This window comes from Cupriavidus sp. GW822-FHT06G04 (assembly GCF_058799075.1).
In genome coordinates this window covers 35798-62014 of the sequence record NZ_JBXALD010000011.1, presented here as the reverse complement: position 1 = coordinate 62014, position 26217 = coordinate 35798, and the positions used below count along the sequence as shown (strand labels likewise).

The 26217-nt window shown below is 64.7% G+C and carries 27 protein-coding genes; 14 read left to right on the top strand and 13 right to left on the bottom strand.

All coding sequences use genetic code 11. From position 1 onward, the window contains the following. Positions 1–347: 347 nt before the first annotated feature. Together AC1RKI_RS22765 and AC1RKI_RS22760 are read left to right on the top strand one after the other, a co-directional pair. Positions 348–1151 carry a hypothetical protein gene (locus tag AC1RKI_RS22765; protein WP_061957707.1) on the top strand — a complete coding sequence of 268 codons (804 nt, stop codon included), beginning with the start codon at positions 348–350 and terminating at the stop codon, positions 1149–1151. A gap of 194 nt (positions 1152–1345) precedes the next feature. After that, on the top strand, positions 1346–2428 hold the full coding sequence (locus tag AC1RKI_RS22760) for a BamA/TamA family outer membrane protein (protein ID WP_411800704.1): 1083 nt from the start codon (positions 1346–1348) through the stop codon (positions 2426–2428). A gap of 46 nt (positions 2429–2474) precedes the next feature. Here AC1RKI_RS22760 and AC1RKI_RS22755 read toward each other — a convergent pair whose 3' ends face one another. Then, the gene (locus tag AC1RKI_RS22755) at positions 2475–3017 is read right to left on the bottom strand and encodes a carboxymuconolactone decarboxylase family protein (protein ID WP_061957705.1); all 543 of its coding nucleotides are present in this window, start codon (positions 3015–3017) and stop codon (positions 2475–2477) included. 173 nt (positions 3018–3190) lie between these two features. Between AC1RKI_RS22755 and AC1RKI_RS22750 the strand changes: the two genes are divergently transcribed. The 6 genes from AC1RKI_RS22750 (at position 3191) to AC1RKI_RS22725 (ending at position 8356) form a co-directional block, all read left to right on the top strand. Then, positions 3191–4177 carry an AraC family transcriptional regulator gene (locus AC1RKI_RS22750; protein WP_244787540.1) on the top strand — a complete coding sequence of 329 codons (987 nt, stop codon included), beginning with the start codon at positions 3191–3193 and terminating at the stop codon, positions 4175–4177. Positions 4178–4191: 14 nt separating this feature from the next. Then, positions 4192–5136 carry a LysR family transcriptional regulator gene (locus AC1RKI_RS22745; protein ID WP_492797382.1) on the top strand — a complete coding sequence of 315 codons (945 nt, stop codon included), beginning with the start codon at positions 4192–4194 and terminating at the stop codon, positions 5134–5136. Between the two features lie 213 nt (positions 5137–5349). After that, positions 5350–5745 carry a CidA/LrgA family protein gene (locus AC1RKI_RS22740; RefSeq protein WP_492880774.1) on the top strand — a complete coding sequence of 132 codons (396 nt, stop codon included), beginning with the start codon at positions 5350–5352 and terminating at the stop codon, positions 5743–5745. Further along, positions 5742–6455, top strand: coding sequence for an LrgB family protein (locus tag AC1RKI_RS22735; protein ID WP_244787536.1), 714 nt, complete (start codon positions 5742–5744; stop codon positions 6453–6455). The genes AC1RKI_RS22740 and AC1RKI_RS22735 overlap by 4 nt, the downstream gene beginning before the upstream one ends. 152 nt (positions 6456–6607) lie before the next feature. After that, positions 6608–7516, top strand: coding sequence for a non-homologous end joining protein Ku (ku, locus tag AC1RKI_RS22730; protein WP_227459415.1), 909 nt, complete (start codon positions 6608–6610; stop codon positions 7514–7516). A 15-nt stretch (positions 7517–7531) separates the two neighbouring features. Continuing rightward, entirely contained in the window at positions 7532–8356 is an 825-nt protein-coding gene (locus AC1RKI_RS22725) for a helix-turn-helix domain-containing protein (RefSeq protein ID WP_061957699.1), read from the top strand. Positions 8357–8429: 73 nt separating this feature from the next. Here the strand turns inward: AC1RKI_RS22725 and AC1RKI_RS22720 are convergent, their stop codons facing one another. After that, entirely contained in the window at positions 8430–9725 is a 1296-nt protein-coding gene (locus AC1RKI_RS22720; RefSeq protein ID WP_150979158.1) for an Nramp family divalent metal transporter, read from the bottom strand. A 286-nt stretch (positions 9726–10011) separates the two neighbouring features. Between AC1RKI_RS22720 and AC1RKI_RS22715 the strand changes: the two genes are divergently transcribed. Next, positions 10012–10374: a toxin gene (locus AC1RKI_RS22715; RefSeq protein WP_341249412.1), complete on the top strand. Its 363-nt coding sequence runs from the start codon at positions 10012–10014 to the stop codon at positions 10372–10374. Beyond that, entirely contained in the window at positions 10352–10666 is a 315-nt protein-coding gene (locus AC1RKI_RS22710) for a helix-turn-helix domain-containing protein (RefSeq protein WP_061957696.1), read from the top strand. Before AC1RKI_RS22715 ends, AC1RKI_RS22710 begins: the two co-directional genes overlap by 23 nt. A 50-nt stretch (positions 10667–10716) precedes the next feature. Here AC1RKI_RS22710 and AC1RKI_RS22705 read toward each other — a convergent pair whose 3' ends face one another. After that, the gene (locus AC1RKI_RS22705; protein WP_061957695.1) at positions 10717–10965 is read right to left on the bottom strand and encodes an FmdB family zinc ribbon protein; all 249 of its coding nucleotides are present in this window, start codon (positions 10963–10965) and stop codon (positions 10717–10719) included. A gap of 41 nt (positions 10966–11006) precedes the next feature. Beyond that, positions 11007–12554: a DHA2 family efflux MFS transporter permease subunit gene (locus AC1RKI_RS22700; RefSeq protein ID WP_244787529.1), complete on the bottom strand. Its 1548-nt coding sequence runs from the start codon at positions 12552–12554 to the stop codon at positions 11007–11009. A gap of 133 nt (positions 12555–12687) precedes the next feature. Here AC1RKI_RS22700 and AC1RKI_RS22695 point away from each other — a divergent pair, with 133 nt between their 5' ends. Next, positions 12688–13131, top strand: coding sequence for a MarR family winged helix-turn-helix transcriptional regulator (locus AC1RKI_RS22695; protein WP_061957693.1), 444 nt, complete (start codon positions 12688–12690; stop codon positions 13129–13131). 76 nt (positions 13132–13207) lie between these two features. Here the strand turns inward: AC1RKI_RS22695 and AC1RKI_RS22690 are convergent, their stop codons facing one another. Next, positions 13208–14596, bottom strand: a complete 1389-nt coding sequence (locus tag AC1RKI_RS22690; protein WP_492797389.1) for a sensor histidine kinase — start codon at positions 14594–14596, stop codon at positions 13208–13210. After that, positions 14593–15285: a response regulator gene (locus tag AC1RKI_RS22685; RefSeq protein ID WP_061957691.1), complete on the bottom strand. Its 693-nt coding sequence runs from the start codon at positions 15283–15285 to the stop codon at positions 14593–14595. Before AC1RKI_RS22685 ends, AC1RKI_RS22690 begins: the two co-directional genes overlap by 4 nt. A 199-nt stretch (positions 15286–15484) precedes the next feature. Between AC1RKI_RS22685 and AC1RKI_RS22680 the strand changes: the two genes are divergently transcribed. Continuing rightward, positions 15485–16549 (top strand): porin, encoded by a 1065-nt coding sequence (locus AC1RKI_RS22680; protein WP_150979152.1) that lies wholly within the window; start codon positions 15485–15487, stop codon positions 16547–16549. Positions 16550–16671: 122 nt separating this feature from the next. Here AC1RKI_RS22680 and AC1RKI_RS22675 read toward each other — a convergent pair whose 3' ends face one another. Beyond that, positions 16672–18000, bottom strand: a complete 1329-nt coding sequence (locus tag AC1RKI_RS22675; protein WP_244787525.1) for a PQQ-dependent sugar dehydrogenase — start codon at positions 17998–18000, stop codon at positions 16672–16674. A 121-nt stretch (positions 18001–18121) separates the two neighbouring features. Beyond that, positions 18122–18607, bottom strand: a complete 486-nt coding sequence (locus tag AC1RKI_RS22670; protein WP_244787523.1) for a GFA family protein — start codon at positions 18605–18607, stop codon at positions 18122–18124. Positions 18608–18932: 325 nt separating this feature from the next. Here AC1RKI_RS22670 and AC1RKI_RS22665 point away from each other — a divergent pair, with 325 nt between their 5' ends. Beyond that, on the top strand, positions 18933–19271 hold the full coding sequence (locus tag AC1RKI_RS22665) for a hypothetical protein (RefSeq protein ID WP_061957687.1): 339 nt from the start codon (positions 18933–18935) through the stop codon (positions 19269–19271). A 184-nt stretch (positions 19272–19455) separates the two neighbouring features. On the opposite strand, the gene AC1RKI_RS22660 is transcribed toward AC1RKI_RS22665, so the two are convergent. From AC1RKI_RS22660 to AC1RKI_RS22640, 5 genes are read right to left on the bottom strand one after another with little or no spacing between them, the layout of a single operon-like run. Further along, entirely contained in the window at positions 19456–20391 is a 936-nt protein-coding gene (locus tag AC1RKI_RS22660) for a LysR family transcriptional regulator (RefSeq protein ID WP_061957686.1), read from the bottom strand. Beyond that, on the bottom strand, positions 20391–21287 hold the full coding sequence (locus AC1RKI_RS22655) for a 2-hydroxy-3-oxopropionate reductase (RefSeq protein ID WP_061957685.1): 897 nt from the start codon (positions 21285–21287) through the stop codon (positions 20391–20393). Before AC1RKI_RS22655 ends, AC1RKI_RS22660 begins: the two co-directional genes overlap by 1 nt. A gap of 24 nt (positions 21288–21311) precedes the next feature. Beyond that, on the bottom strand, positions 21312–22109 hold the full coding sequence (garL, locus tag AC1RKI_RS22650; RefSeq protein WP_150979150.1) for a 2-dehydro-3-deoxyglucarate aldolase: 798 nt from the start codon (positions 22107–22109) through the stop codon (positions 21312–21314). 14 nt (positions 22110–22123) lie between these two features. Then, positions 22124–23218 carry a malate/lactate/ureidoglycolate dehydrogenase gene (locus tag AC1RKI_RS22645; protein WP_222156388.1) on the bottom strand — a complete coding sequence of 365 codons (1095 nt, stop codon included), beginning with the start codon at positions 23216–23218 and terminating at the stop codon, positions 22124–22126. A gap of 2 nt (positions 23219–23220) precedes the next feature. Beyond that, complete coding sequence (locus AC1RKI_RS22640) at positions 23221–24213, bottom strand: Bug family tripartite tricarboxylate transporter substrate binding protein (protein WP_061957682.1); 993 nt, start codon at positions 24211–24213, stop codon at positions 23221–23223. 288 nt (positions 24214–24501) lie between these two features. Between AC1RKI_RS22640 and AC1RKI_RS22635 the strand changes: the two genes are divergently transcribed. Further along, complete coding sequence (locus tag AC1RKI_RS22635; RefSeq protein WP_150979147.1) at positions 24502–26178, top strand: thiamine pyrophosphate-binding protein; 1677 nt, start codon at positions 24502–24504, stop codon at positions 26176–26178. Positions 26179–26217 lie beyond the last annotated feature (39 nt).

Below are 26217 nucleotides of genomic sequence, written 5' to 3'. Positions count from 1 at the left end.
CGATCCCGATGGGAATTCAATTTTGTGATTTTTCGATATAGAAGAAATGAATCTCGCGAGACCTGTTCAATAGCTAACTGATAATGCAAACAAGGTACGGAGATAATCACCCGTATGGGTTAATCAAATAAGCAGACATTTAAATGTCAAGGCGCCAAGCGGCGCCAATACAGGGCGGCGCGGCATCCGACCTGTCTGGGTGATATAGGAAAATACTTAACGAGTGGCGCAAGAAAGTTCATGACGTCAAGGCACGCCATGGCCGGCGCGCTCCAGTACATTGCTCCAGACCTGCTGGCCCACCATTCCATGGCGGCGTCATCTTGCTTCAGCCCGGGAGTCGAGCAATGCCGTTGGATCTTGCTGTCAGAGTCATGCGCAATCTGGCCGTTTTGTGCGCCGTCTGTCTGTTTGCGCACGCGCACGCCCAGGGGAGCGCCGATGCCGCCAACAAGACCAATAATCCGTTGAATCCGGCGCCGTCCTTCAATATCCATAGCTATTATTCGCCGCGCCTGTCCGACAGCAACGCGCACACCGCAGACTTTCTGTTGCGTCCGACCCTTCCGCTGGCGCCCGGCAAATGGATCGGCGTACCGCAGATCGTTCGCGGCACGCTGCCGGTCAGCATTCGGCCCACATTGGACGGCTCTTATCAGAGCGGCATTGGCGATATCAGCCTGTTCGATATATTCCTGTTGCGCAGCCGTGGCGTACAGATTGGCGCCGGGCCGTTATTGACCATTCCCACCGCAACCGATCGCAGTCTCGGCACCGGTAAATGGCAGGCGGGCGCAGCCGCCGTAGTGGTCGACGCCAAGCAGGCGCGGCTGTTGGGCATGCTGCTGCAGTGGCAGCATTCATTTGCCGGACAAAGCAGCCGGCCAGATGTTCAGACACTTACCGCGCAGCCCTTTGTTATTTTCAATCTGCCGCAGGGCTGGTACTTGCGATCGACCGGCGTGTGGACATTCGACCTGCAGCACGGCAATTACTATGTGCCGGTCGGATTCGGCGCCGGCAAGGCATGGAAGGACGGCAAGACCATTTTCAACGCGTTTATCGAGCCCCAGTATTCCGTGTTGCACGCGGGATCGGGGGTTCCGCAGTGGACGATTTTTGCAGGATTGAATATGAACTTCGGACGATGACATTGACACGCCCCATTTTGATTTGCACGACGCTGACGCTGCTTGCAGCCGCAGCGTCGTTGTCGTTGGCGCACGCACAATCGGCGCCGCCGCCCACCAGCCCGCCTTCGCCCGCCAGCGCCGGCGCACCGCCAGTCGCCAGCCCGGCCGCTGCCGACGCTCCCGCCGCTTCTGGATCCCCACCGTCGGCCGCAATCTCGCCATCCGCCGCGCCAAAAAAGCTGTCTTTCTTCGATCCGGAAGACGGCATGCTCGATCTGAGCGATTTTCTGTTGCATCACAAAGGTGCATTGCCGGTACCGACGATCATTACCGAACCGGCCGTGGGATACGGATTCGGATTGGGTCTGATGTTCTTTTCGGAATCCATGGCGGAAGCCGCGCAGCGCGCAAAGGAAAGCGGCAAGGGACCGGCGCCACCAAATATCACCGTGATCGGCGGCGCATATACGGAAAACGGTACGTGGGCCGCGGGTGCCGCGCACTTCCACAGCTGGGACGGCGATCGCTATCGCTATCTCGGTGCGGTCGGCAAGGTCGACGCCAATCTCGAATACTTCGGCGTGGCAAACCAGGCGCGTTCGTACGAACTGCAAGGTTTCGCGTTGGTGCAGCAACTGCTGGTGCGCGTCGGTGATTCGCGATGGTATATCGGTCCGCGTTATGTTTTTGCCGATACCACCGCGACCTTCAAGTTCGGCAATACGGTCAATGAACTCGCATCGATCGACAAGTCTCAGCGTATCGGCAAGGGCGGTTTCGTGATCGACTATGATTCGCGCGACAATATCTTCTATCCGCGCAAGGGCATCTACGCCGAACTGGAGGCGCAATTCGCACGGGGCGGTTTTGGCAGTACGCAGACGTTCAATATGTATAACGCACGGGGCTTCACCTGGCTGCCGCTTTCCAACAAATGGATTCTCGGATTACGTGCCGATACCAAATTCTCGTCGGGCGATGTGCCGTTCTACGCGCAGCCCTATGTCGATTTGCGCGGCGTCCAGCGCGGCCGTTTTCAGGACCGTAATGCGCTGGCCGTGGAAGCGGAAGTGCGTTACGACCTGACGCCACGCTGGTCGCTGCTGGCGTTTTCGGGCGCGGGCAGGGCGTATGGGCGCTGGCACGATTTTTCCGATGCCAGCAACGTGGTCAGCGTCGGCGGCGGATTCCGCTACATGATTGCGCGCAAGCTGGGGCTGTCGATGGGTATCGACGTCGCCCACAGCAAGGATCAGAACGCGTTCTATATCCAGGTGGGCAGCGCCTGGCACTGACCACGTGCGGCCCCGCACATCCTGCGTGCCGGGGCCGGACCGCGCGTCATGCCACGGCGGGAAAATCGAGCGTGGTGTCGTTGACCCGATTGATCATGTTGGTGAAAAGGATCGCGCTGATTGCCTGGATCGCCTCGACGATTTGCGCGTCGGTATATCCTGCCGCGCGCACCGCTTCCACAGCGCTTGCCGGCACCGTTCCGCTGGTGCTCACCAGTTCCACGGCGAAGCGTGTCAACGAGTCGATCTTTGCATCCTCCGGGAAGCTGCCGCGACGCAATTGTTGCGTCTGTTCGATGCTGTAGCCAGCCTGCTTGGTCGCGGACAACGTATGTGCGGCCAGACAGTAGTCACATCCGCTGTGCTCGCTCACGGCCAGGTTGATGGCTTCCAGTTCCTTGGCCGACAGGCTCCCTTGCTTGAGCACCGCGTTGGTCTGCAGCGCCTGCGCCAGGACCGCAGGCGAGTTGCTGCCGATCGTGGCATAGGCGTTCGGCACCTTGCCGACGGCCTTGCGGATGGCGCCGAACAGTTCAGCGGTTTGTCCCGTGGCGTCTTGTGTGGCGATGGTATGCAGGCGCGTGGTCATGACGTTTCTCCTTCGAGTCTGAGTGGGCCGCTAGGTCGGCCAGTGGTTGCGTTTCGATCGTTGCGTTCGGGCGTTGCTTGGTACAGCGCTGCCTTGGACTCAATGGTAGGTGCGCCAGCGATCCGTATCGATTAGAATCGGCTCAAATTTTTGCTCGATCGTCTCAAGCCGATATGGATAGTCTTAGCGAACTGGTGCGCCTGCTGGCGCCTTCGGGCACCGTGGACTTGCATTGCCGGGTGGCCGGGGCGTGGTCCGCCCATCACGAGCAGGCGCCGCCGGGGCATGTGCCGTATCACGTGATCCTCGACGGGCAGGCCGACCTGGCGGTCGGCGAGCAGCGCCTGCAGGTCAAGGCCGGCGATGTGCTGCTGTTTCCGCACGGCGCGGCGCATACGTTGTCGGCGCAATCGATGCAGTCACGCCAATCGCCCCAGGCGGGGCAGCCGGACGGCAGGCGCAGGTCCGCCGAATCGCGTCATTTCAACGGCGTGGTGACCGAAGTGTCCGTGCCGGGCGCGCTGGCGCCGCTCGATATCCTGTGCGGCACGTTCGTGCTGGGCAGCTCGGCGGCGATCCTGCTGCGGGCCATGCCGGAAATGCTGTGCGTCGGCACGGATAGCGGCGATGCCTCGCGCGGCGACGATGCGGGCTGGCTGCGCGGGCTGATCGGCATGATGCATACCGAAGCCAGCGCCGCGGGGCCGGGCAGTGCAGCGATCATCGCCAATCTTTCGACCGCGCTGTTCACGGTGCTGTTGCGCACGCTGCTGGTCCAGGGCGCTGTGTCGCACGGCGTGATGGCGTTGCTGGCCGACGCGCGTATGGCGCGGGCCGTCGACGCCGTGGTGCGTCATCCGGAAAAACCGTGGACCATCGATGCCTTGGCCTCGGTGTGCAACGTGTCGCGCGCCACGCTGGCGCGGCGCTTTGCGCAGCTTGGCATGACGCCGCTGGAACTGGTGACGACGTTGCGCATGGAACGCGCCGCGCGTCTGCTCCGTCAGGACGGAATGTCCGCAACGGCCGTTGCCGAGCAATGCGGATACGCATCGCAAGCCGCTTTCGGCCGGGTTTTCACACAGCATTTCGGCGTCGGTCCCGGCGCGTATCGCCGGGCGCATCGCGATCGGCGCCATGCGTCGACGGCCAGCGTTTAACGGGATCGTTTCCTATGGTTGCCAAACAAACCGACAGCCCTGGCGTCAATCGCGGTGCGGCGCGCACCCAGGACAACTGGGACGATTATCGATATTTTCTGGCGGTGGCGCGTGGCGGCACGTTATCGGCCGCGGCCCAGCAGTTGGACACCGAGCACACCACGGTGGCGCGACACATTCACGCGCTGGAACGCGCGCTCAACACGCGGCTGTTCCATAAGAGCCACGTCGGCTACGCGCTGACGGCGGCGGGCGAGCGCCTGCTGGCTACCGCCGAAACCATTGAAAGCGCGCTGCTGGCATCGAAGGCCGCCGCCGCTGGCGAGCAGGACATCGCCGGGATCGTGCGTGTCGGCGCGCCTGATGGGTTCGGCAGCATGTTTCTGGCACCGCGCATCCATGCGTTGACGGCGCAGCATCCTCGGCTCGAAGTGGAAATCTTTGCGGCGGCCCGCCTGTTCAGCCTGACCCGGCGCGAAGCCGATATCGCGATCGGCCTGTCCGGCACCGAGCATCTGCGCGTGGCATCGCGCCGGCTGACTGACTACCGGATGTTCGTGTACGGCACCAAGTCATATCTGAAGCAGGCGGAGCGGATTCGCACCAAGGAGGATCTGGCCCGGCATCCGTTCGTCGGCTACGTCGAGGAACATCTGTTCTCGCCGGAACTGAGCTTTCCCAGCGCCATCGGTGTCAACTATCACGCGCGCGTGCGCAGCACCAACCTGCTGACGCAGGTGCATTCGACCTTGTCGGGTCAGTGCCTGTGCATTATTCCGGCGTATGTTGCGGCGGCATTTCCGACGCTAACGCCAGTGCTGCCCGATCAGGTGGAAGTCACGCGCACGTTCCATATGCATGTGCATGAAGACCACTGGAAGGCCGCGCACGTGCGCGCCGTGGCCAACTTCATCGCCGAACAGGTGGATGCCAGTACGTCGTTGTTCATGAACGGATAAAGCCAGCCGGCACGATAGCCTGGACGGCGCCAGGTTGTGCATCGATGCACAACCGATGCGGATTTTCGGGCTGTCGCTGTGCGTAAATCGGGCTAATAATTATCGGCATCGTCGTTTCCTGACGCCGCGCCCCACGCGGCGTATCGTGCCGTGACTGCCCCCGCCGCTTCCGCTCGTTCACCATTCTTTCTCCGTTCCCACGCATGGCGCCAGTTGGCCCGGACCGTCGCACAAGTGGGCGCACTGCTGGGCGTCTGGTTCTGCGCCGACTGGCTGACCCGCAGTCTGGGCTGGTCGATTTCCCCCGGCGTGCTTGGCATGCTGGCGGTGCTCAGCCTGTTGTTGTCGGGCAAGGCTGACATCGGCTGGGTCAAGTCGGGGTCGGACTGGCTGCTCGGTGAACTGGTGCTGTTCTTCATCCCCTGTGTGGTGGCGGTGGTCAACTATCTGCCGCTGTTTCGCGCCGAAGGCGTGCAACTGACCATCGCCGTTGGCGTGGGCACGATTCTCGTCATGGCCGCCACCGCGCTGGCCGTGCATGCGGGCTGCCGCCTGGAGCGCCGCATCACGCAATGGCGGGACGCCGCAGACGAGCAGGGGCAGTCATGATCGCGCATCCAGGAACGCCGCTGGCGTCGCTCTTCTGTCTGGCCTGGACGGTCGCACTGTATTTCGCGATCAAGCCGTTCTATCTGCGCCGACCGCGCATCTGGCTTTCGCCCGCCATCGTCGTGCCGGCGCTGACGATAGCCTTGCTGCTGGCGGCCCATATTCCCTATGCGGCCTATGTGGCCGATACGCGCTGGATGGTCTGGCTGCTGGGGCCTGCCACCATCGCGTTTGCGGTACCGATCTACGAGCATCGCGCGATCGTGCGCCGGCACTGGCTGGCGCTGGCGCTTGGCGTGGTGGCTGGCACGCTGGTGGCGATGGTCAGCGCGCGACTGCTGGCGCAAGCGTTTCATTTCAATACCGAGATCACGCGCAGCCTGATGGCGCGTTCGGTCTCCACGCCGTTTGCCGTGGCCGTGGTCTCCCGCACTGGCGGATCGGCCGATCTGGTCTCGTTGTTTACGGTGATGACGGGTCTGGTCGGCATGATCGTGGGCGACACAGTGCTGGCACTGCTGAGGCTGCGCTCGCCGGTGGCGCAGGGCGCATCGCTGGGCGCCGCGGCGCACGGCTTCGGCACGGCCCGCGCGCGCCAGCGCCACACCGAGGAAGGCGTCGTGGCCAGCCTCACGATGGTGCTGGCCGGCATCCTGATGGTCATCGCGGGCCCGGCGCTGACCAACTGGATCACGGCGCTGATCGGTTGAGCACGCGCGCCACGCCTGGCGTGGCGGCCCCGGCACAGGAAGTGGCGTGGGGTGTCGCGTGCAGCGCATTCTCTCGACTTTGCTGGCGGAGGACGCGCCTCGCGGACTAGACTTTTCTGACATCGACCGTCGCCTTTGCGGAGGATGCCGTCATGGCCGCACGTTCCATTGCCTCGCTATCGATCAGTTTCGGGCTCGTATCGATCCCGGTGAAGGTGTTTTCCGCCACGGAAAGCAAGTCTTCGATCAGCTTCAACCTGCTGCACAAAGGCTGCGGGTCGCGGCTGCGCCAGCAGTACGTGTGTCTGAAGGAAGACGTGGTGGTGGAGCGCGCCGACATGGTCAAGGGCTACGAGTTCGAGAAAGACCGCTACGTGACCTTCACGCCCGACGAACTGAAGGCGCTGGAAGACGCCGCCGCGCAGACCATCGACATCCTGTCGTTCATGCCGGTGGGCGCGATCGATCCGATCTACTTCGACAAGGCTTATTACCTGGGCCCGGACAAGCGCGGCGCCAAGCCCTACAACCTGCTGGCCGAGGCGATGCGGGAAACGGGCACCTGCGCGCTGGCCAAGTGGGCATGGAAGGGCAAGCAATACATGGTGCAGATCCGCGTCGGCGACGATGGCCTGATCCTGCAGCAATTGCTCTATGCCGATGAAGTGCGGGACATGGCCGATCTTCACGTCGAACGCACCGACGTGCAGCCCGCCGAACTGAAGCTGGCCCAGCAACTGATCGAGCAGAACTCGGTGGACGGCTACGATGCATCGGCCTACACCGACGAGGAAAAGCAACGCATTCTCGAGCAGATCGACAAGAAGATCGCCGGCAAGAAGATCACGGTGGCCGCCGAAGCGCCACCCGCGACCGGCGGTGAGGTGATCGACCTGATGGAGGCGTTGCGCAAGAGCATCGGCGCCAACAAGCGTCAGCCCGCGGCCAAGAGCGCGGGCAAGGCGGCACCGAAGGTGGCCGCGGAAGCCCCGGCGCGCAAGACCGCGCGGCGCGCCGCGTCGGCGCCCACCGAAGCCCCGAAGCGCGCGGCGCGCAAGTAGGAGGCCGGCGCGACAATGCAAGCCTATTCGATGCGGGAAGTCCAGGCGCTGCTGGGCATCTCGCGTACGGTGATCACCGCCCTGATTGCGGCGGGCGTGATTTCGCCGCGGCGTGGCGCGCGGCGCGAATATCGTTTCAGTTTCCAGGATGTGGTGCTGTTGCGCACCGCGCAGTCGCTGCGCGAGGCGCGCATTCCCACGCGCCATATCACGCGCTCGCTACGCCGCCTGCAAGGCCTGGGCGACGGGCGTCCGCCGACCGGCATGCGCGTGACGGCGATAGGCGGCGACGTCGCGGTGCAGGACCGGCACGGTCGCTGGCAGATCGATTCCGGGCAGTTCATGCTCGATCTGGACGACGCCGCGCCGGCCCGCGCACCGGGCGACGTGGTGACGCTGCGCCACGCGGACAGACACAATGCTTCAGTCGATGCCGGCGAGTGGTTCGCGCGCGGCGTTGCGCTGGAGCACGATCGGCCCGATCACGCGGAAGCTGCCTATCGCAATGCGGTGTCGCAGGCGCCGGATTTTCTCGACGCATGGCTCAACCTGGGCTGCCTGCTGTGCGACCACGGCAGAATCGCCGAGGCCATCGACGCGTATCGGGCCGCGCTCAGCTATCTGCCCGCGCAGCCGCTGCTCCATTTCAACCTCGGCGTTGCGCTGGAAGACGCCGGAGCCGACCGCGAGGCGCTCGATAGCTATCACGCCTGCATCGCGCTGGCGCCGGATTTTGCCGATGCGCACTACAATGCCGCACGTCTGCACGAAGCGCTTGGCGATCCGCATCGGGCCATCCGGCATTACAACCAGTACCGCAAGCTCGAACCGGTGATCTGACACGCGACATGGCCGTCGTTTGGCGCCAGCCGATCCTGCGCGATCGCACGACGCCCCGCGAGAGCCCCGGACATCACCCAGCCGCGAGCTGCCACAGCAGTGCGCCGTTCAACAGGATGATGATCACGGCGGACGCGCCCGCCAGCAGCAGCGGCGCGCCGCGCACCCGCCAGACGCCCATCAACTTGCGATCGGCGCCAAACATGATCAGCGGTACCACGGCCAGCGGCAGCGTGAGGCTGAGTACCACCTGGCTGGCAACGAGCAGGCTGGCCGATCCATGTTCGCCAAAGGCCCACACGGCGGCCAACGCTGGCACGATGGCGACGGCGCGCGTCAGCAGGGCGCGCCGCATGCGCGAGATGCGCAGGGCAAGAAATCCCTCCATGACTGCCTGCCCGGCCAGCGTGCCGGTCAGCGTCGAATTGAGTCCGCACGCCAGCAGCGCTACGGCAAACAGCACGCTTGCCAGATCGGAATGCAGCAGCGGCGCCAGCAGCCGATGCGCGTCGGCCAGATCTTCCACGTCGGTGAATCCGTTGGCGTGAAACGCGGAAGCCGCGAGGATCAGCAGCGCGGCGTTGATCAGGAAGGCAAAGCCGAGCGAGCCGAAAGTGTCCAGGTTCATGCCGCGCAGCGTCTCGCCGAGCGAATGGCGGCGTGCCACGCGGCTGCCCGGAGGCGGTGTGAAGCGGCGCACCAGCGACGAATGCAGGTACAGGTTGTGCGGCATGACCGTGGCGCCGACGATACCGGCCGCCAGCCACAGCATGCCGGCGTTGCGCACCAGTTCCGGCGAGGGCGCGAAGCCGCCCACCACATCGGACCATTGCGGCTGGGCCATCGCCAACTGGGCGACAAAGCACAGCGCCACCAGCAGGATCAATCCGGCAACCATCGCTTCCATCTTGCGCTGGCCGTAGCGCTGCACCGCCAGCATCACGATAGTCACCACTGCCGCAATCAGCACGCCAACCCACAGCTTGACGTGGAACAGCAACTGCAAAGCCACGGCGCTGCCGACGATTTCCGCGACATCGCACGCAATGATCGCGATTTCGCTGGCGATCCAAAGCGCCAACGCCGTGCGCCGGGAAAAGCGCTCGCGGCAAAGCTGCGCCAGATCGCGCCCGGTGACCACGCCGACGCGCGCCGCGATCCATTGCAGCAGCATCGCCACCAGGCTGGACAGGGCAATCACGCTCAGCAAGCTGTAGCCAAATTTGGCCCCGCCAGCGATTGCCGTCGCCCAGTTGCCGGGGTCCATGTAGCCCACGGCGACCAGCGCCCCCGCTCCAAGAAAGGCGAGACGCGATCGACGCGCGGGCGGCGCGGCGGGGAGGGTGGCTGATTCGATCGGCGGCGGCATGGTTGGCGGTTCGGTGGAGGAGGCAAGGCAGCCTGTCTGCTGGATTCTAGATCGTTGTTGAGAATAATTCCCAATTAGATTTATTTACCGCCTCCATTTGCCGTCATCGTACTCGGGCGCCGACTTTTTCGCATTCGGACACAAAAGTTATGAAATTAGGCACAGATGGAATCACTTTATGGACCGTTATGCACATAGACTGGATGGCCCGTTGCGATCTGCCGAGGTCGCAACTACACCAAACCACCTCAGTCCCTTTTCAAAGGGTACGTAACGAACGTACACTATGCATGCCGAGTTTATTGAGCTGCCGCCGTTCGAGCGGCATCGGGAAACGTTTCTGGATGACGACGCATTTCGGCGTCTGCAGGCGATGCTGGTGATGCATCCGGAGGCGGGTGACGTGATACCGGGCGCCGGCGGGCTGCGCAAACTGCGCTACGTCGACGAGCGGCGGCACAAGGGAAAGCGCGGCGGGCTGCGCGTGATCTATTACTACTGGCTGGGCGGCGCCCAGTTCTGGCTCTTCACGCTCTATGACAAGGACAAGCAGGATGACCTCACTGGCGCGCAGCGGCGGCAGCTGGGGCAACTCCTGGCGTTCGAATTGAAAGCGAGGCAATCAAATGACGCGGGATGTATTCGGTGAACTGGTAGAAGGATTCGAGGCGCTTGCAGACGAGCGCCAGCGCAAGGTCACGCTGCGGTCGCACAAGGTGAAGGTGGCCGATCTGGAAGCGGTGGCCGCCCAGGAACTGGTGGATTTGCGGGACAAACTGAACATGTCGCGGCCGGTGTTTGCGATGTACCTGCGCATCAATCCCAGGACGCTGGAGAACTGGGAGCAGGGCAGGGCAAAACCGAATGCGCAGGCGACCCTGCTGATACGGCTGGTGCAGAAATATCCGGAGACGATTCAGCGCCTGGCTTCGCTGGCATGATCGGGCCGTTGGGCGCTTTGGTCGCGGTGGGTCGTGCTGGAAAGGCGGCTTCAGCGATTGCCCCAGCCGGGGCTGCTGGCGCGGCCGGCCAGTTTGACCGGGCCGCAGCAAGCGCAGGCCGAGCCATGGCTGGCGGTGTCGCCGCCGGCGCTTGTGCCCGCAAGCCCGGGGGCCGCCACCAGTGCACGCGCGGCCGTGCCGCCACAGGTCGGGCAGGCAGCCGGCTCGTCGCGTCGGGCCATCGGTCGCAATTCAGAAAAGTCGCCGCAGCTAGCGCAGCGATAGTCGTAGGTCGGCATCGCCGCTCCAGAGACAAATCGATGTTGCCGGCAAGCTTAGCTCAATCCATCGCGGCGTGCGCCAGCGTATCGTCACCGTCGTGCCGCGGCGCCGGCCGGATCAGCAGGATCAGCGGCACGACCACCAGCGTGGCGATGAACATCGCCTTGAAGTCGTTCAGGTACGCGATCATTGCCGCCTGCTGGTCGATGGTGCGGCCGAGCAGCGCAAGGTCGATGCGCGATCCCTGCGCGAGCATCGACTGCAGTGCCGGATTGTAGGGATTGACGTGAGTGACCAGATCGCTGTGCGCCACTTGCGTGTTGCGCGTCATCATGGTCTGGATCAGCGAAATGCCGATGCTGCTGCCGATATTGCGCATCAGGCTGTAGGTGGCGGTGCCATCGGCGCGCAACGCCGGTTGCAGCGTGGAAAACGTCAGCGCCGAAAGCGGCACGAACACCAGCCCCAGCCCAAAGCCCTGGATCACGCCGGGCCAGACGATGTCCGAGACCGACAGCACGATCGTGTAACCCATCATCTGCCACAGCGCGAAGGCCGATATCAGAAATCCTGACAACAGCAGCAACCGGGCGTCTACATGTCGCAGCAGCCGGCCGGCCAGCATCATCGAGATCATGGTGCCGATGCCGCTGGGCGCGGTCACGAGCCCGGTGGTGGCGACGGGATAGCCCATCAGGTTCTGCAGCATCGGCGGCAGCAGCGCGCGCGTGGCGTACATCACCGCGCCGATCACGAAGATAAAGCACGCACCGGTGACGAAATTGCGGTCCTTCAGCAACGCCGAGCGAAAGAACGAACGTTCGCCGGCCGTGGCCGTATGCACGACGAAATAGGCAAACGCGATCACGCAAAGCAGCGCTTCGATGCGGATTTCGAGCGACCCGAACCAGTCGAGTTGTTCGCCGCGATCGAGCATGGCCTGCAGCGCGCCGATCGCCAGGCTCAGCGTGGCAAAGCCGAAAGCGTCGAACTTCATGCTCCGCGCCGGGGCGCGGTTGGGCAGCGTCGCCAGCACTCCAAACAAGGCAAACGCGCCGATCGGCACGTTGATGAAAAAGACCCAGCGCCAGTTGTAGCTGTCAGTCAGCCACCCGCCGAGCGTCGGCCCCAGGATCGGCCCGACCATCACGCCCATGCCCCAGACCGCCATCGCCTGCCCCTGTCGCGAAGGCGGATTGATATCGAGCAGGATCGATTGCGACAACGGCACCAGCGCCGCGCCGAAAATCCCTTGCAACAGCCGCGCGGCCACGATCTGGGTCAGCGAGTCCGCCATGCCGCACAACGCCGATGCAATCGTGAAGCCGCCAATCGAAATCGCCAGCAGTTTCTTCACGCCCAACTGGTCCGACAGCCAGCCGGTTAGCGGCGTGGCAATGGCCGCGGCCACGATATATGAGGTCAGGACCCAGGTGATTTCATCCTGCGACGCCGACAGCGCGCCTTGCATATGCGGCAACGCCACATTGGCGATGGTGCTGTCGAGCGTCTGGATCAAGGTGGCCAGCATGATCGAAAGCGTGATCATCGGGCGATTGAGCGGCTTGCCAGCGGTCTGGGCGGGCGCGGGGACCACGGAGGACATGGAGCGGTTCGGACGAATTGCCGACTAATTGATAAGCGTGCTTATTATATGCGCGACAGGCGATGTGCGGTGTTTCGATAATTTCCGGGGATCCGAAGGTATGCGAACGCCGCCAATCCCTATAATCGCGCGCATGGAAAAGGATCTTGAAAAGCGATTTGGCTTTCTGGTGGCGGACGTTGGACGCCTGTCAGGCAAGCGTTTCGACGAACTCTCGCGTGCAAAGCTGGACCTGACCCGGGCGCAGTACCGGGCGCTCGCCTATTTGTCGTATCACGGCGAGATGAATCAGGTTTGCCTGGCCGATCTGATGGAAGTAGCGCCGATTTCCGCAGGCCGGCTGCTGGACCGCATGGAAGAGGGCGGATGGATCGCCCGTCGCCCCAATCCGCTGGATCGGCGCGAACGGATGGTGCGCATGACCGACAAGGCCGACCAGGCGCTGGACGCCGCGCGCGAGGTTGGCGACGAAGTCACGCTCCAGGCGCTCAACGGCTTCAGCGCCGCGGAGACCGATCAGTTCCTGGATTTCCTGCAGCGCGCCCGCGCCAACCTGTCGAAAGGCGCCGGCAGTTGAACGTCGCCCGAAGCCCGGTGCGGTCCCGGGCTGCCCCGCGCCGAGGCATGCGGCAGCGTCCGATATCAGGCTTGTATCAGCCGACCGCGTCCCGCTTCGAGTCAAAGTCGATCTCGACCGTCAGCCCGCCGCCGCGCGTCTCGTGTAGCGACACCGCGGCCCCATGCAGCCGCGCGATCTCGCGCACAATCGACAGGCCCAGTCCGCTGCCGGCGCGATTGGCGCTGGCAGCGCCGCGATAGAAGCGTTTGAAAACCGATTCGCGTTCGGAGGCCGCCACGCCAGGGCCATTGTCTTCAACCAGCAGGCGATGTCCGTCCACGCGCACGGTGACGACGGCGCCGCGGCCGGCATAGCGGATGGCGTTGTCGATCAGGTTGCCGAGCATTTCCTGCAGCAATTCGGCCTGACCGTCGATCTCAAGCGGCGCACCGCCTTCGAAACCGAGGTCGACGCCATCGCGCCGCGCAAGCGGCGCCCAATCGAGCGTGATCGACGACGCAAGCTGGTCGATCCGCAGTGGCCTCATGGCGGGCGCGTAGCCGCTGTCCGGCTCCAGCCGCGACAGCGACAACAACTGCGCCACTTCCCGGGCGGCAAGCTGAACCGAATCGTGCAGCCTGTGCAGATGGACGCGAACGCCGGGCAGGTTCTTCTCACGCAGCGCCAGTTCCGACTCGGCCTGGATGATCGCCAGCGGCGTTTTCAACTGGTGCGCGGCGTCGGCAAAGAATCGCTTGCGGCCTTGCACCATCCGATGCAGCCGCCCGACGTACTGGTTCACCGCCGATACCAGCGGCTTGGTTTCCACGGGCAACGTCATGTCTTCCAGCGGATCGAGATCGTCGGGACCGCGCGCGGCTACTGCGTCTGACAACTTGTGCAGCGGCCGTAGCCCGCGCCGCACGCCAAACCAGACGATTGCCAGCGCCAGGGTCACCAGTATCAGCTCCTGCTGCAGCGAGCCAATCAGAATCTCATACGCGAGACGCTCGCGCGGCTCGGTCGATTCGGCAATCAGCACCCATACCATTTGCGTGCGCGCGGATCGCACATCGTGCAGCGGCAGCGCCATCGACGCCATGCGCACGGGCATGCCCTGGTAGTCGGCGTCGTAGAACTGCGTGCGGTACAGCGCGCGCACTTGCCGCGGCGGCATCGGCAGATTTTCGTAGCCGGTGATGGTCGCGCCATGCTCGTCGCGAATCTGGTAGAAGATGCGCGAGCCGGCTTCGGCATCGAAGACTTCCAACGCCAGATAGGGCACTTCCACTTCAACCCGCCCATCGCGCAGGCTGATGCCCTCGCGCATGGCTTTGAGCGACGCGGCCAGCGTGCGGTCGAATGCCTGGTGCGCGGCGGCCATCGCACGGCGGTCGGTCAACCAAGCGTCCAGCGCCAGCAGCCCCAGCAGCGGCAGCAGCAACCATAGCGTCAGTTGCAGCCGCAGGCTGCCGGACTTCATGGATGCGGATCCACCGTGGCCGCGTCGCGTGCTTCGAGCAGATAGCCAAGGCCGCGCAGCGTGACGATGCCCACGCCGCTGCCTTCCAGCTTCTTGCGCAGCCGATACACATAGATTTCGATGGCATCCGCGTTGACCGATTCGTCGATGCCGAAGATCTTTTCCGACAGGGCCGCCTTGTTGACCGCGCGGCCGTCGCGCAGCAGCAGTACCTCCAGCACGGCGCGCTCGCGGCCGGTGAGCTGCAGCAATTCCCCATGCAACGTGAAAGCGCGACTCACCGTGTCGTAGTGCAATGGGCCGCAGTGCAGGCCCGTGCGATCGTGGCCGTGGCTGCGGCGAATCAACGCCCGCGCGCGCGCTTCGAGCTCGCTCAGTGCGAACGGCTTGGCCAGATAGTCGTCAGCGCCGAGGTCGAGTCCCCGCACGCGGTCTTCGACCGATCCATGCGCGGTCAGGATCAACACCGGCAACGGATTGCGACGCTGGCGCAGTCTGCGCAGCACTTCCAGCCCGTCCAGGCGCGGCATGCCGATGTCGAGGATCGCCAGCGCGTAGTCCTGCGTGGTCAGTAGATGGTCGGCACTGGCGCCGTCGTGCATGCAATCGACCGTGAAGCCGCTCTGGCTCAGCGATTCCTTGAGGGATTCGGCCAGTCTGAGATTGTCTTCGGCAAGGAGGATACGCATGGGGGCTACTGCAAGGCAGGTCTGCAAATGTCGCGCGAGGAGTGATACCTGCAACGGGCAGGGCGTGCCTAGCTAGGGAAACTCCCAATCGTGGTGCATGCCCCACGCCGGAAATGAAGGGCACTTCGAAAGCGAACTGAAAGTGCGCGCCCCATACCATCCGCCCCATTCACAACTAGAACCAATCAAGGAGACTGGGATGAATCGCAAGGCAGTGGCTGTGGCGGTGTTGGGATGCGCGGTATCTGGCGGCGCGGCGGCGCAATCGAGCGTGACGCTGTACGGCCTGGTGGACGCAGGTGTCGAATACGTGAGCCATGCCGGCCCGAACGGCAACTCGCAGGTCAAGATGACCTCGGGCGGCAAGAACACTTCGCGCTGGGGCCTGCGCGGCACGGAAGACCTCGGCGGCGGCCGGCAGGCGATCTTCGCGCTCGAATCGGGCATCGCCATCGACACCGGCAAGCTCGATACCGACAACACGCTGTTCGACCGCCGCGCCTGGGTGGGCCTGCAGGACAAGACGCTGGGCAGCATCCGCATGGGCCGCGATTTCACCACCACCTACGACTTCATGCTGCCATTCGATCCGATGGGCTATGCGCCGAATTATTCGTGGGCGACGTCTGCCACCGCCACGGGCGGCCGCAAGGACGGCATGTTCTCGCGCTCGGCCAATGTCGTGCGATACGACGGCCAGTTCGGGCCGGTCAAGCTGGGCGGCACGATGTCGTTCGGCGAAGTGCCGGGCAGCTTCAAAAGTTCTTCCAAGTACGACCTCGGCCTGGGCTACAACGCTGGCAAATTTGCCGCGGCGCTGACGTGGGATCGCCAGATGGGCGCGGGCACCAGCACCACCCCGGCTGATTCGGTCGATTACGTGCAGGGTATCCACGCTGGCGCAAGCTACGATTTCGGCGCGCTGTCGGTCTACGCTGGCTACCGCAACTATCGCAAGACCTTCACCACGGCAGCGGCCAAGCAATTGAGCGATCTGTACTGGGTGGGCGCAGCGTACGACTTTACGCCAGCCTTCACGTTGTATGGCGCGGTCTACAAGCAGAACATCAAGGGCGACACCGATGCGGATCCGATCCTGTTCTCGGTGCGCGCTCAATACAATCTTTCCAAACGCTCCATGGCCTATCTGTCCGCAGGTTACGCCAAGGCGCGCAATGGTCAGAACGTGAGTGTCTCGCGGGATTTCGTTGGCTATGCCAACAATCAGGTCGGCGTGACGGCAGGCTTGCAGCACCGCTTCTGACCATTGTTTCGGGCCGCCGTGGTGGGCGGTCTTGCGGCGGCGCGAGGGGCTCGCGCCGCCGCTTTTTGCTTTCGACGCCCCATCGGCATCCGTCCTGGATCGCCGTCGCGCTCGATGCCGATTCAGTTGGCGCCCGTGACGCGCCAGACCATATTGCCGACATCGTCGGCCACCAGCAGGCCGCCGCGCTTGTCGACGGCCACGCCGACGGGACGACCCTGCGCGTTGCCGTCGTCATCGAGAAATCCACCGAGCACCTCGAACGGCGCACCCTTGGGCTTGCCCTGGTCGAACGGCACGAATATCACCTTGTAGCCCGCGCGTGGCTTGCGATTCCACGAGCCATGCTGGCTCACGAACATGCCGTCGTGAAAACGCGCAGGCAGACTGTTGCCGGACGCACCGGTCATGCCGATCGAGGCGGTATGCGATCCCACCGCGTAGTCGGGCACGATGGCCTTGGCAACCATGTCGGGCGCGGGCGGTTTCACGCGCTCGTCGACGTGCTGCCCGTAGTAACTGAAAGGCCAGCCGTAGAAGCCGCCGTCGCGCACCGACGTGATGTAGTCGGGCACCAGATCGCTGCCGATCTCGTCGCGCTCGTTCACCGATGTCCACAGCATGCGCGTGGTCGGCTCCCAGGCCATGCCGTTTGGATTACGCAGGCCGCTGGCATACACGCGGTGCTGCCCGGTCTGCCTGTCTACTTCCCATATCGCGGCCCGGCCCGCTTCCTTGTCGAGGCCGTTTTCGCCAGCGTTGCTGTTCGATCCGACCGTCACGTACAGCTTGCTGCCGTCGGGGCTGGCGATGATGTTCTTGGTCCAGTGATGATTCAGCGGCCCGGCCGGCAGATCCACAAGTTTCTGGCCGGGCTCGGTGATGCTGGCCTGTCCCGGTGTGTAGCGGTAGCGCACCACTGCGTCGGTATTCGCCACGTAGAAATCGTTGTCGACCAGCACCATGCCGAATGGCGAGTTCAGGTCTTTCAGGAACACCGAGCGCTGATCTGCGACGCCGTCGCCGTCGGTATCGCGCAGCAGCGTGATGCGGTTGGCGCTGGGCGTACCCGCGCCAGCGCGGCTCATCACCTTCTTCATGACCCAGCCTCGAATGCCCTTGCTGTCCTCGGGCTTGGGCGGGGCGTTGGTTTCCGCCACCAGCACGTCGCCGTTGGGCAGCACGTAGAGCCAGCGCGGATGATCGAGCTTGTCGGCGAAAGCTGCCACCCGCATGCCTTCGCCAGCCACCGGCGTCTTGCCGTTGTCCCAGCCCTTGGCCGGCGCAATATGCACGGTGGGAATCATTGTTTTGTTGGGCGCCGGCAACTGGGGCGTCGGGCCGAAACCAGCCGTCTCGGGCAGTTTCGCGGAGTCGCCGCAACCGACCAGCAGCGTCACCGCCGCGATCGAAAACAGCGTTGCCAGGGGATAGATCAGGTATTGGCGCATCGCGGGCTCCAGATGCCGGTTCGAGTGGTTCGAGTTGTGTGACTGGAGCATAGAAATCCGCACGTGCCCTGTCTGTCGGCGCGCAGGCAAGGCGATGTCGGCGGCTGTCCGACGATGTCTGTCACGACAGCAGGCCGTGACGTTCATGCCATTCGTGCAGCGACTCCTCGGGCCACGTATCGGTATGGACGTGCCCTTTGCCGCGCGGCACGTCGACCCAGGGCGCGACCCAGTTCAGCGCCGCTTCCACTACCTCCGGCGGTTTGGGCAGCGGCGTGTCGATGGCGCTCGCATTGGGATGCACCAGCTCGGGCCAGCGCGCGTCCCACAGCCACAGCGGGCTGCCGCATTCCCGGCAGAAATGCCGCAGCGCCTTCGATCGCACCGGCCGCTTGCCGGGCTCGCGGATCACGGCGTGGAACTGCGCGACGTGCTTCTGGCCTCTGACGCGCAACGTCTTGGCGTCGCCGCCCAGATTGATGCCATAGCCGCCGCTGCCCCCGGTCTTGCGGCAGATCGAGCAATGACAGTGCATGTACGGGTAGGGCGAATCGGATTCCAGACTGAAATGCACCGCACCGCATTGGCACGAACCTTCGAGATGCATAACGACTCCTGAATCGGGTTGTCGATGCGATCCAGTGTGGGCGACGCAATGGGCGCAATCAAGCGCGTTGTGGCTCCGTGGGCGGCCAAAACTGTGGCGTTGTCGGGCGTTGTCTGTCAGCGCACGGGAGTTTTTGTAAGGAGATGTGTGAATGCGGCACGCGGGGCCCGACAACGCTACTAAACTCGGGAACACGGTGTGCGGATGACGCATGCGATGCTTGTTTCCTGGCCGATGAACGCCAGTGCATCGCGCGGCTGGGGCCGACGACACGGCCGAGCCACCCGCACCGGTTCTCTCCATAACAACAGCTGAGAGGTCTCATATGTCCACAAATCGAATCATTCGCACCACTTCGCTGATCGGCGCGCTGACCGCTGGCCTGATCTCCGCCACGGCCTTTGCGCAAACGCCGGCCACCGCGCCGGCCGATTCGACCGCGGTGCCGCCGGGCACCACGCAGATCCAGCCGCCGAAGGATCCGCTGGTGGAACGTCGCGAGGCACGCAAGGCCGCCAGCGACCAGTACAAGGCCGAGAAGGCCGCCGCAAAGGGCCAGTACAAGCAGGAAGTGGGCGCCGCAAAGCAGGAGCGCAAGGACGCCAACAAGGCCGCCAACGAGGCGGCAAAGGTCGAATTGCAGCAAGGCACGACCAAGCAGTAATCAGTAATCGGCATCGACACGGCCGATTGCGGTCCGCCGTCGCCTCTCTGGCATCACGCCGGTCGGGCGTCGACGCATCGCTTAAGGTCGGCCGGGTAGACCAGGCCCGCATGAAGCCTGGTCGCGCTGAAACGGGCGCGCCGCGCATCTCGATGCGGCGCGCCCGTTTCGTTTGCGTGGGATGTCAGACCAGACGCGCACCGGGCCACGCGCCAGACATCACCGTGTTGCGCACCGACTGCCGCACCGTTTGCATGATGTCCCACAGCTCCGGCACCACGGGCCGGTTGCGCGCCGTGGTGAGCGCCACCTGTCGCGTGACCACGGGTTCGACCACACGCGCCGATAACAGCCGTCCCTGCGCAACGCGGTCGGCCACCGCGGCAAACGGCAGCAGCGTCGCGCCGCAACCGTCTTCCACCAGCCGCATCGCCACCGTATTCGACGCATCGCATTCCATCGCCATGTTGAGCGTGATGCCGACGCGCGCGGCCAGCGATTCAGTCAGCACGCGCAGCCCGTTGGACGTGCTCGGCAGGATCAGCGGCACTTCGCCGAGCCGGCGCGCGGGGAAGGTCGGCCCCAGATGGGTCCACGACGTGGGCGCTACTAGCGTGAGATCTTCTTCGAGCAGCACGTCCACCTTGAGCGCGCCTTGTTGCTCGGGCAGATAGAGCAGCGCCACATCGATGTCGCCAGCCGCCAGCCACGCCAGCACCGGGCTGGCCAGGCCCTCGACAAAGCGCAGTTTGGTCGCCGGAAAGCGCTGCTTGAGCGCCGTGCCGATGGCGGCGAACGCGGTATTGGCGATGGTCGGCTGCGCGGCGATCACCAGTTGCGCAGGGCCCTGCGCGGTCGATGCCCGCACCGCGGCGCGCGCCTCCGACAGCGTGGCGGCTACCTGACGCGCGTAGCCGAGCAGCGTGGTGCCAGCTTCCGTCAGCACCACACCGCGTCCACTGCGATGAAACAGCCGCGTATCGAGCGCCGCCTCCAGCCGGGCGATTTGCCTGCTGACGGTGGACTGGTCGGCGCCTAGTTCGAGCGCCGCGCGCGAAATGCTCTGCGTACTGGCGACGCAGACAAAGCACGCGAGATCGTCGGAATTCAGCGCGGACATCAGGCCTTCGGCGTATCGCCGATGGCAAAGGCCGACATATGCTCGATGGCCTTGACCAGCCCGGAATGATCCCAACCAGCGCCGCCCTGCGCGACGCACACGTTGAACAGCTGCTGCGTGGATGCGGTATTCGGCAAACCCAGACCGAGCGACTTCGCGGTGGACAACGCCAGGTTCAGGTCCTTCTGGTGCAGTTCGATGCGGAATCCCGGATTGAAGGTGCGCTTGATCATCCGTTCGCCGTGCACTTCCAGGATCTTCGAACTGGCAAAGCCACCCATCAGCGCCTGGCGCACGCGTGCGGGGTCGGCGCCGGCCTTGGCGGCCAGCACCAGCGCCTCGCTGACGGCTTCGATGGTCAGGGCCACGATGATCTGGTTGGCCACCTTCGCCACCTGGCCGTCGCCTACGTTGCCCACCAGCGTAATGTTCTTGCCCATCAGTTGCAGCAGCGGCAGCACCTTGTCGAACACGTCCTGCTTGCCGCCGGCCATGATCGACAGCGTCGCGGCCTTGGCGCCCACTTCGCCGCCCGACACGGGCGCATCGACATAGTCGCAGCCGAGCTGCTCGATCTTGACGGCAAACTCGCGCGTGTCGATCGGCGAGATCGAACTCATGTCGACCACGATCTTGCCCGGGCTCAGGCCCGCCGCCACACCGTCGTCACCGAAAAGCACGCGCGCCACGTCGGGCGTATCGGGCAGCATCAGGAACACCACGTCTGCTTGCCTGGCCACTTCCGTGGCGCTGCTGCACGACTGCATGCCGGCGTCGAGCAGGTCCTGCGGCACGCCGCTGCGCGTATGGGCGAACACGGTATGACCGCCGGCCTGAAGATGTTGCGCCATGGGCTTGCCCATCACGCCCAGTCCGATAAATCCGATTTTGCTCATGGTTGTTTCCGGTTACTGCGGGGTTCAGGATGCGAAGCGCTCGCGCAACGCGCGCGCGGCATCGCGCAATAGCAACTGGTCGATGCCGACCGCCACGAAGTGCGCGCCCATGTCGAGGTAGCGCCGGGCGTCGGCCTCGACCGGCGTCAGCGTGCCGATGGCCTTGCCGGCGCGATTGGCGGCGTCATAGATCTGCCGGACCGCGGCCTGCACATCGGGATGATTGGGATTGCCGAGATGGCCATATGCCGCGGCCAGATCGTTCGGCCCGATGAACACGCCATCGACGCCGGGCTCGGCGCAGATCTCGTCCGCCGCTTCCACGCCCTTGCGGCTTTCGATCTGCACCAGCACGCAGATGTTGTCGTTGATCGTCTTGAAGAAATCGGGCAGCGTGCCAAAGCGGTTTTGCCGCTGCGCACCCGATACGCCGCGCGTGCCGTCGGGCGGATAGCGGGTGGCCCGCACCGCGCGGCGCGCTTCTTCGGCCGATTCCACAAACGGAATCAGGAAGTTGTAGAAGCCGATGTCGAGCAGGCGCTTGAGCATCACCGCGTCGTTCCACGGCGGACGCACTACCGGCGCGCTGGTGCTGTCCTTCAGCGCCATCAGCTGCGGCGCGAACGTCAGCACGTCGTTGGGCGAATGTTCGCCGTCGAGCAGCAGCCAGTCGAAACCGGCCAGCCCGACGATCTCGCTGGTCACCGGCTGGCCGAGTGAACTCCACAGGCCGATCAGGCGTTTGCGCGCCAATACGTCGGCGCGAAACTTGTTGGGCAGCGGCGTGATCTGCGGCAGGTGAGGGGTAGGGGAGATGGTCATGTAAGCGTTCCTTTTCAATCGACGGCCAGCGCGGACAGCGGCCCCGGCGATGCGCCGCGCGATTGCAGCACGCGCGCGGCGGCATCGTCGAGCTGCGCCAGCGTGCCGCTGTCGACCGGGATGAATTCCGCGCGGGCGCGGCGCCACGCGCGTTCGGGATCGCCCGGCAGGCGGATGGCGTCGTTGCCCGGCTGCAGGCGCGACGCCTTCATCCATTCGACAAACGCCTCGACCTCGTGGCCGAACGTGGTGCTGGTGCCCATCCGGGCCGGATCGAAAATGATCGCCAGCATGTTGTTCCACACGGCGTGCTCGTGCGTAAGCGTTTCCGGGCGGATCGTGTGGCCGCCGGTGACGGCCGCGCCCAGCAGTTCGCACATGACGGCCAGCACATAACCCTTGTGTTCGCCGAACGTGCGCAGCGCGCCTTGCGGCGTGCCCGGATGCGGGAACATCACGGACGGGTCGTCAGTCGGGTGTCCGTGCGGGTCCATCAGGCAACCGGGCGGCACATCGACGCCCTTGTTGTGGGCCACCCGTACCTTGCCCAGCGCGATCGCACTGGTGGCAAAGTCGAGCACCAGCGGCGGCTGGTCCGCCAGCGGCACGGCGATCGTGAACGGATTGGTGCCGAAGCGCGGATCGTAGCCGCCATGCGGCGCGACGATCGGTTTTGACAGCACGTTGACGAAGTGGATCGAGATCATGCCCGCCGCGGCCGCCTGCTCGGCCCAATGGCCGACCCGCCCCAGATGGTGCGAGCGGCGCAGCCCCAGCACGCACACGCCGTGTTCGCGTGCCCGTTCGATACCGATGCGCATGGCCTGCTCGGTCACCGCCTGGCCCATGCCTCGGTTGCCGTCGAGACTGACGATGCCGCCCGATTCATGCACTACGCTGACCTGCTGGTTGAGCTGCAACTGGTCGGCCTGCCACGACAGCACGTATTTCGGGATCATCCCCACGCCATGCGAATCGTGGCCGGACAGGTTGGCGCCCACCAGATGGTCGGCAGTCAGCCCGGCCTCGCGCGCTTCGGAGCCCGCGGCCAGCCAGAGATCGACCACCCAGCGATGCAGCGCGGCGGTCGGAATACGATGTTCACTCATGCTCACTCCAGGTGAATATTGGCCACCTTGATCAGGTTTGCCCATTTGGCCACTTCGCTTTTCTGGAAACTGGCCAGTTCGGCCGGCCCGATGCCCGACGGCTCGACTCCCATCGACGCCAACTTGGCGCGCACGTCGGGCTGGCGGATGATCTTGCCGATTTCGGTGGAGAGCCGGTTGACGATCGGCGCGGGCGTGCCGGCCGGCGCGAAGATGGCCTGCCAAGACACAATCTCGTAGCCGTTCAGGCCCGATTCCGCCATGGTGGGCACGTCGGGCAATTCGGCGGCGCGCTTGGCGCCCGTGGTGGCCAGCGCGCGGAACTTGCCGGACTGGATCATCGGCATGGCCGCCACGCTGTTTTCGAACACCAGATCCACCTGGTTGCCCAGCAGCGCCTGCACGGCCTGGCTGCTGCCCTTGTACGGCACATGGGTCATGCGCAGGCCGGCCATGTTGGCAAACAGTTCGGCGGCCAGATGCTGCGACGTGCCATTGCCCGACGATCCGAAGTTGATGGACCCAGGCTTGGCCTTGGCGGCGGCAATCACGTCCTGCACGCTTTTCCACGGACTGCTGGCGTTGACTACCAGCACGTTGGGCAGCGTGCCGATCAGCGCGATCGGCTGGAAATTCTTGATCGGGTCATACGGCATCTTGGGATACAGGCTCACATTGATGGCATGCGAGCTGATGGTGCCGCCCAGGATCGTGTAGCCGTCCGGGGCAGCCTTGGCCACGTAGTCGGATCCGATATTGCCGCCGGCCCCGGCACGGTTTTCCACCACCACCGACTGTCCCAGCGTTTGCGACAGGCGCTGTCCGATCAGGCGGCCGAGCAGGTCGGTGGTGCCCCCCGCGGCGAATGGCACCACATAGGTAATCGGCTTGCTGGGATAGGAATCGCCCTGGGCCTGCGCGTGCGGCGCGAGCGCCATGCATCCAGTACAAAGCACGGCCAGCATTGGCCGCATCAGGCGTTGGTGAAAAAGCATGCAATGTCTCCGGTTGCGCAGGCGCGCCGCTGGTTGCCGGGATGGCGCCAGCACGCGGCGTTGCGCTTGGGTTATGGTTCTGCCTGTCGGGCTCGTGCGCGATCTGCGGCAGACTCGGGGCGTCTTTTGTCGCGCCCTGGCGTGCAAATCTACACGGACAGCCGCCGCGCCGACTTGCGGAAATTGCATAACAGAAATGCACGATAGACCGCGCAGCCATGCGCGTCAAACGGAACAATCGCAGACATTGCTTGCCGACCCGCCGCATCCAACCTCCCGGACATCGCCATGACTGACCCTGTTGCATCTTCTGCCCGCACTGGCGGGCGCGTGCTTGTCGACCAACTGCGCATCCATGGCGCCGAGCGCATCTTCTGCGTGCCGGGCGAAAGCTTTCTCGATGTCCTGGACGCGCTGCACGATCAGCCCGCCATCGACCTCGTCGTCTGCAAACACGAAGGCGCAGCGGCCAACATGGCCGAGGCCGACGGCAAGCTGACCGGCCGCCCGGGCATCTGCTTCGTCACGCGCGGACCGGGCGCCACGCACGGCAGCATCGGCGTGCATATCGCGCAGCAGGACTCCACGCCGATGATCCTGTTCGTGGGACAGATCGCACGCGGCCACAAGGGCCGGGAGGCGTTCCAGGAAGTCGATTACGCCGCGGTGTTCGGATCGATGGCCAAATGGGCGGCCGAGATCGACGATCCCGCGCGCATCCCGGAGATGGTCGCGCGCGCGTTCCAGGTCGCCACGTCGGGCCGGCCCGGGCCGGTGGTGCTCTCGCTGCCCGAGGATGTGCTCGACGGCCTCGTCGCGTGCGCAGATGCCGCGCCGTATCGCGCCGTAGCCGCCGCGCCGCGCGCCGAAGATGCGCAGTCGCTGGCCGACGCGCTGGCTGCTGCGCAGCGCCCACTGGTGATCGCCGGTGGCGCCAACTGGACCGACCAGGCGGTCCGCGATTTCGCCGCGTTCGTGAAGGCCTGGGATTTGCCCGTGGCTTGCGCCTTCCGTCGCCAGGACGTGATCGACAACCGCGATCCGCATTACGTCGGCCATCTGAGTCTGGGCGTCAGCCCCAAGCTGGCGGCGCGGGTCAAGGGGGCGGATCTGATCGTGGCCTTCGGCACGCGGCTGGGCGACATCGCCACCGATGGCTACACGCTGCTGGATGCGCCGTTGCCGCAGCAGAAGCTCGTGCATATTCATGCGGACAGCGCGGAACTGGGGCGCGTCTACCAGGCCGCATTGCCGATTCACGCCGGGATTGCGCCGGGTGCGGCGATGCTGGCGTCGCTGCCCGCGCCCGCGTCGTTGCCATGGCGCGAATGGACTGCCGGCGCGCGCGCCGAGCACGAGGCGTTTGTGACGCCGCCGAAGCCGCATGCGGAACTGACCGGCGTCGACATGGCGGCTGCCATGGCGCATCTGAACCAGACGCTGCCCGACGACGCGATGCTGACCAATGGCGCGGGCAACTACACGGTCTGGCTGCATCGCTTCTATGCGTACCGTCGGCCGCGCACGGAACTGGCGCCCACCTGCGGCGCAATGGGGTACGGCCTGCCGGCGGCCATCGCCGCCAAGCTGCGTCATCCCGAGAAGACGGTGGTGTGTTTTGCGGGCGATGGTTGCTTCCTGATGTACCCGCAGGAAATCGCCACGGCCGCCGCGCATGGCGCCAACCTGATCGTGATCCTGGTGAACAATCGCATGTACGGCACGATCCGCATGCATCAGGAGCGCCGTTATCCAGGGCGCCAGAGCGGCACGGCGATCGTCAACCCGGATTTCGTCGCGATGGCACAGTCGTGCGGTGCATGGGCGGAACGGGTCGAGAAAACCGACGATTTCGCCGCAGCGTTCGAGCGCGCCCAGCGGGCAGGCAAGCCCGCCGTACTCGAATTGATGACCGATCCGCTACAAATCACGCCCGCAATGCGTGTGACGGATCTGCCGCATTGAATGGTCGTCGGACGGGTTTAGGGCGAATTATGGGATTTC

Bases quoted from the DNA above. Each gene is read 5' to 3' on its own strand.
- AC1RKI_RS22670 (WP_244787523.1), bottom strand. From the start codon at position 18,607: ATGCATCTCGAAGGTTCGTGCCAATGCGGTGCGGTGCATTTCAGTCTG.
- AC1RKI_RS22720 (WP_150979158.1), bottom strand. From the start codon at position 9,725: ATGCCGCCGCCGATCGAATCAGCCACCCTCCCCGCCGCGCCGCCCGCG.
- AC1RKI_RS22665 (WP_061957687.1), top strand. From the start codon at position 18,933: ATGTCCACAAATCGAATCATTCGCACCACTTCGCTGATCGGCGCGCTG.
- AC1RKI_RS22735 (WP_244787536.1), top strand. From the start codon at position 5,742: ATGATCGCGCATCCAGGAACGCCGCTGGCGTCGCTCTTCTGTCTGGCC.
- AC1RKI_RS22725 (WP_061957699.1), top strand. From the start codon at position 7,532: ATGCAAGCCTATTCGATGCGGGAAGTCCAGGCGCTGCTGGGCATCTCG.
- AC1RKI_RS22700 (WP_244787529.1), bottom strand. From the start codon at position 12,554: ATGTCCTCCGTGGTCCCCGCGCCCGCCCAGACCGCTGGCAAGCCGCTC.
- AC1RKI_RS22675 (WP_244787525.1), bottom strand. From the start codon at position 18,000: ATGCGCCAATACCTGATCTATCCCCTGGCAACGCTGTTTTCGATCGCG.
- AC1RKI_RS22690 (WP_492797389.1), bottom strand. From the start codon at position 14,596: ATGAAGTCCGGCAGCCTGCGGCTGCAACTGACGCTATGGTTGCTGCTG.
- AC1RKI_RS22765 (WP_061957707.1), top strand. From the start codon at position 348: ATGCCGTTGGATCTTGCTGTCAGAGTCATGCGCAATCTGGCCGTTTTG.
- AC1RKI_RS22755 (WP_061957705.1), bottom strand. From the start codon at position 3,017: ATGACCACGCGCCTGCATACCATCGCCACACAAGACGCCACGGGACAA.
- AC1RKI_RS22645 (WP_222156388.1), bottom strand. From the start codon at position 23,218: ATGAGTGAACATCGTATTCCGACCGCCGCGCTGCATCGCTGGGTGGTC.
- AC1RKI_RS22715 (WP_341249412.1), top strand. From the start codon at position 10,012: ATGCATGCCGAGTTTATTGAGCTGCCGCCGTTCGAGCGGCATCGGGAA.
- ku (WP_227459415.1), top strand. From the start codon at position 6,608: ATGGCCGCACGTTCCATTGCCTCGCTATCGATCAGTTTCGGGCTCGTA.
- AC1RKI_RS22695 (WP_061957693.1), top strand. From the start codon at position 12,688: ATGGAAAAGGATCTTGAAAAGCGATTTGGCTTTCTGGTGGCGGACGTT.
- AC1RKI_RS22655 (WP_061957685.1), bottom strand. From the start codon at position 21,287: ATGAGCAAAATCGGATTTATCGGACTGGGCGTGATGGGCAAGCCCATG.
- garL (WP_150979150.1), bottom strand. From the start codon at position 22,109: ATGACCATCTCCCCTACCCCTCACCTGCCGCAGATCACGCCGCTGCCC.
- AC1RKI_RS22705 (WP_061957695.1), bottom strand. From the start codon at position 10,965: ATGCCGACCTACGACTATCGCTGCGCTAGCTGCGGCGACTTTTCTGAA.
- AC1RKI_RS22635 (WP_150979147.1), top strand. From the start codon at position 24,502: ATGACTGACCCTGTTGCATCTTCTGCCCGCACTGGCGGGCGCGTGCTT.
- AC1RKI_RS22750 (WP_244787540.1), top strand. From the start codon at position 3,191: ATGGATAGTCTTAGCGAACTGGTGCGCCTGCTGGCGCCTTCGGGCACC.
- AC1RKI_RS22710 (WP_061957696.1), top strand. From the start codon at position 10,352: ATGACGCGGGATGTATTCGGTGAACTGGTAGAAGGATTCGAGGCGCTT.
- AC1RKI_RS22685 (WP_061957691.1), bottom strand. From the start codon at position 15,285: ATGCGTATCCTCCTTGCCGAAGACAATCTCAGACTGGCCGAATCCCTC.
- AC1RKI_RS22660 (WP_061957686.1), bottom strand. From the start codon at position 20,391: ATGTCCGCGCTGAATTCCGACGATCTCGCGTGCTTTGTCTGCGTCGCC.
- AC1RKI_RS22640 (WP_061957682.1), bottom strand. From the start codon at position 24,213: ATGCTTTTTCACCAACGCCTGATGCGGCCAATGCTGGCCGTGCTTTGT.
- AC1RKI_RS22680 (WP_150979152.1), top strand. From the start codon at position 15,485: ATGAATCGCAAGGCAGTGGCTGTGGCGGTGTTGGGATGCGCGGTATCT.
- AC1RKI_RS22745 (WP_492797382.1), top strand. From the start codon at position 4,192: ATGGTTGCCAAACAAACCGACAGCCCTGGCGTCAATCGCGGTGCGGCG.